General features: G+C 55.1%; 2 protein-coding genes and 2 pseudogenes. 1 reads left to right on the forward strand and 3 read right to left on the reverse strand.

Annotated features, from left to right (window positions below; genetic code table 11):
- Together WFM46_RS23595 and WFM46_RS23600 are read right to left on the reverse strand one after the other, a co-directional pair.
- Positions 1 to 686, reverse strand: a 686-nt coding sequence (locus tag WFM46_RS23595; RefSeq protein ID WP_336998709.1) for an MsnO8 family LLM class oxidoreductase, incomplete at its 3' end; no start/stop codon positions are given.
- 110 nt (positions 687 to 796) lie between these two features.
- Positions 797 to 1336 (reverse strand): adenylate kinase, encoded by a 540-nt coding sequence (locus WFM46_RS23600; RefSeq protein WP_336998710.1) that lies wholly within the window; start codon positions 1334 to 1336, stop codon positions 797 to 799.
- 347 nt (positions 1337 to 1683) lie between these two features.
- Between WFM46_RS23600 and WFM46_RS23605 the strand changes: the two are divergent.
- A pseudogene (locus tag WFM46_RS23605) lies at positions 1684 to 1926 on the forward strand (PAS domain S-box protein); the annotation flags it as partial.
- A gap of 2 nt (positions 1927 to 1928) precedes the next feature.
- Here the strand turns inward: WFM46_RS23605 and lptD are convergent.
- Positions 1929 to 2037: pseudogene (gene lptD, locus WFM46_RS23950) on the reverse strand (LPS assembly protein LptD); the annotation flags it as partial.

The raw sequence follows: 2037 nt of genomic DNA on the forward strand, positions 1-2037 counted from the left end.
CCGGCCTGCGCCTGTGTGGGGGCAACGATGGCCTGCACCGCGACAATGACCTCCCGGGCGCTGTGGGCGCGCCAGGTCTCAATGACCTCACGCAGAAGTTCGGGGTCACCATTCAGATGGGCGGCAAAGACAAAGTCCCAGTTGAGGCGGGCAGCGAGACGCGCGCTCTCCACGCTGGCACCCAGCAGAAAACCGGCGGCAGGCACCTGTGGCCGCGGGGTGGCACGCACCGCCCCCTCCTCTGAACCTGGGTTGATCCAGCCATCCAGCTGCGCCAGCTGTGTAGCGAAATCGCCCTTCTCCTGCGGATTGAGGCCGAGCTGGAGCGCCTTTGTCGAGAGCGGCAGTCCGCCGGGTGCTTTGCCGACGCCCAGATCCACACGCCCAGGGGCAATGGCCGCCAGCAGGTTGAAGTTTTCCGCCACTTTGTAGGGGCTGTAGTGTTGCAGCATGACCCCGCCGGAGCCGACGCGAATGCGCCGTGTCTGCCCGAGGATCCAGGCAATCAGCAGCTCCGGGGACGGACTTGCCAGTTGCGGGGTGTTGTGGTGTTCGGCAATCCAGAAGCGGTGATAACCCAGCGTCTCCGCCTGCTGCGCCAGGCTCAGGGTGCGGGCCAGCGCATCGGCGGCCGTTTCGTGTTCTGCGACAGGACTTTTATCCAGAATGCTGATTCGCCAGGACATGTTGCAATCTCGTTTGATTAAACATGTCGCCATTATTAAGGGGCGATTTCACCGCTGAGAAACAATTAATTTACATTTGGTTTGCCGAAATTCAGAAATACCGCGGCGGGTTAGCGCGCTGCACGCAACTCCGCGAGCAGCGCTTCGGCCTGTTGTCGGGTGGTGATGCGGACGAAGCGGATATGGGCATAAGAGGGGTTGCGCATATCCGCCTCGTAGCGCGCCCGGTTGCTGCGCCAGGTTTTCAGCGTCCAGAGCAGGATCGACTCGCGACTCAAAAAGGAGCGGCGAAAGCTCTCCCGGTTGCCGGTGCCGGGCCATAGCTCCTGCTGCGTCAAGGCGCGCTTTACCGCCCGCGTCACCGCCTGACGCAGGGTGCGCGCCAGGCCGTAATCCACCCACACCACCAGATCCACGTCGCGCCATTTTATGGGCCGGGTGCGGTTATAGTTGCCGTCCAGCACCCAACCAGGGGTCACGTTGAGAGCGGCTTCCAGTTTCGCAAAGAGAATATCGTCCGGGGTGCCCTGCCACTCCGGAAGCCAGTAGAGGGTATCCATTTCGATACAGGGCAGCGCCAGTTCCGTGGCGATCCGGCGGGCGAGCGTGCTTTTGCCGCTACCGCTGGTGCCAATAATATTAATTTTCATTGTCTCACCTGTTGATCGGATAACCGTTGTTAACCATGATAATGTTTTATCCTTGTTAATGAAACGCTATTTCGAAAGGTGTGATTTACATCATGGCTTGATTAACCCCTTTTCATTTGGCTTAAGTCGATTTATTTACCGCTCTGTTTTTCGCCTGCAATTTATTAATTGCATTTTTATTACATGAGCCAACATGAGACTGAAAAAAATAGTTAATTCAGGCGCTTTATAATTTTTTAAATTTTGTGGAGAATACGCCCGTCGTAATATTTAAGAATAACAATTTTACCTTGCCTGAACTTTTTTGGGCGGCTTCGCTTTACGCAGACATCACCCCGGAGTTATTTATGAGGCGTAACAATCACGTTACACAAAACGAGCATTTGCTTAACGAAGGCTCGACCTTAATGTCGACCACCGATATCCAGAGCCATATTACTTACGCGAACTCGGCCTTTATTGATGCCAGCGGTTATAAAGAAGAACATCTTATTGGTGAACCTCATAATGTGATCCGCCACCCGGATATGCCTGCAGAGGCGTTTGCCGATATGTGGTTTACCCTGCACGTGGGTGAGAGCTGGACGGGATGTACTACATAGCCCGCGCTGAATTTCTGCGTGGCGTAGCCATCGGTACTTGAGCCGTATTTAGAGGTAAAGTCGTTAAAATAGCTCGAGTCGCTGACTTTGGTGTAGTCG

Source organism: Leclercia sp. M50 (assembly GCF_037150775.1).
GTDB lineage: Bacteria > Pseudomonadota > Gammaproteobacteria > Enterobacterales > Enterobacteriaceae > Enterobacter.